General features: G+C 54.7%; 2 protein-coding genes. Both read left to right on the forward strand.

Annotated features, from left to right (window positions below):
- A partial coding sequence (locus ACTHUM_RS12470) for a penicillin-binding transpeptidase domain-containing protein (RefSeq protein WP_440403008.1) occupies positions 1-1,382 on the forward strand: 1,382 nt, incomplete at its 5' end.
- Between the two features lie 60 nt (positions 1,383-1,442).
- Positions 1,443-1,959, forward strand: a 517-nt coding sequence (locus tag ACTHUM_RS12475; RefSeq protein ID WP_440403009.1) for a PHP domain-containing protein, incomplete at its 3' end; no start/stop codon positions are given.

The raw sequence follows: 1,959 nt of genomic DNA on the forward strand, positions 1-1,959 counted from the left end.
CCGTCAGCCAACATCTTTCTACACTTTACACCGTCGATAAGATGATTCCTGCAGTTGTATTGGAAGCCTCCCGTAAAGGTGTACAGATTCAGTTGCCAAGCGGACGTAAAGTGACGCTGAACAGCCACGCTTTAGGCTTTGCCGCCCGTGCCGTCAACAACGAAAAAATGGGCGAAGACCGCATCCGCCGCGGCTCCGTCATCCGCGTTAAAGGCAGCGGCGATACCTTTACCGTCGTTCAAGAGCCTTTGCTGCAAGGCGCATTGGTGTCTTTAGATGCGAAAACCGGTGCAGTCCGCGCATTGGTCGGCGGCTACGACTACCACAGCAAAACCTTCAACCGCGCAACTCAAGCCATGCGCCAACCCGGCTCTACGTTTAAACCGTTTGTTTATTCCGCCGCTTTGGCAAAAGGCATGACTGCCTCCACCATGATTAACGATGCGCCGATTTCCCTGCCGGGCAAAGGTGCAAACGGCAAAGTGTGGAACCCGAAAAATTCAGACGGCCGCTATTCCGGTTACATCACGCTGCGCCAGGCTTTGACCGCTTCGAAAAACATGGTGTCCATCCGCATCCTGATGTCTATCGGCATCGGCTACGCGCAACAATACATCCAACGCTTCGGCTTCAAGCCGTCTGAAATCCCTGCTAGCCTGTCTATGGCTTTGGGTACAGGCGAAACCACACCGTTGCGTATTGCAGAAGGTTACAGCGTCTTTGCCAACGGCGGTTACAAAGTATCTGCCCACGTCATCGACAAAATCTACGACAGCCAAGGCCGTCTGAGAGCGCAAATGCAACCTTTGGTAGCCGGTGAGAACGCACCTCAGGCCATTGACCCGCGCAACGCCTACATCATGTACAAAATCATGCAAGACGTTGTCCGTGTCGGTACCGCACGCGGTGCAGCCGCACTCGGCCGCGCCGACATCGCCGGTAAAACCGGTACCACCAACGACAACAAAGACGCATGGTTTGTCGGCTTCAACCCTAGCGTTGTGACTGCCGTCTATATCGGCTTTGACAAACCGCGCAGCATGGGTCGTGCAGGTTACGGTGGTACAATCGCCGTACCGGTTTGGGTAGAATACATGCGCTTCGCCCTGAAAGGCACCAGCGTCAAACCGATGAAAGCACCTGAAGGCGTGGTTACAAACGGCGGCGAAGTGTATATGCGCGAACGCATGACCACCAGCTCCGACCTGGCCTTGGACAACAGCGGCGTTGCTCCGCGTCCTGCCCATCGTGCCGTTCCGAATGAAAACCGCCGCCGTACCGAGAGCGGCAATGCGCCAGCCCGTGAAGAATTAGACGAAACCCCAGTTCTGCCAAGCAATACCGGCAACAATAACAGACAACAACTGGACTCTCTGTTCTAACAAATCAAGGCCGTCTGAAACGTTCAGACGGCCTTTTTTGAGAAAATTCAAAGCAAAACCATGATTGATTTACACTGCCATTCAACCGTTTCAGACGGCATGCTTTCCCCAACCGAAGTCGTCCGACTCGCCCTTCAAAACGGTTGCACCCTGCTCGCCCTGACCGACCACGACCATACCGGCGGACTTGCCGAAGCACGTGCCGAAGCCGATACCCTCGGCCTCCCCTTCGTCAACGGCGTGGAAATATCCGTCACTTGGCGCGGCCGCACCATCCACATTGTCGGTTTGGACTTTGACGAACACAACGAAGCCCTGCAAAACCTGCTTGCCGAAGTCCGCAAAGGCCGTCTAAAACGATTGGAAGCCATCGCGGCCAAACTGGAGAAAAAAGGCATAACAGGCTCGTATGAAGGCGCGCTGGCATTGGCCGCCAACAAAGAAATGGCCAGCCGTACCCACATTGCCGAATTCCTCATTCGCGAAGGCCATGTTAAAAACAAACAGCAGGCATTTACCAAATATCTGGGCGACGGCAAATCCTGTTCCGTCAGACATGAATGGGCCACACTGGAAG

It is taken from the genome of Neisseria sp. P0021.S006 (genome assembly GCF_051956895.1).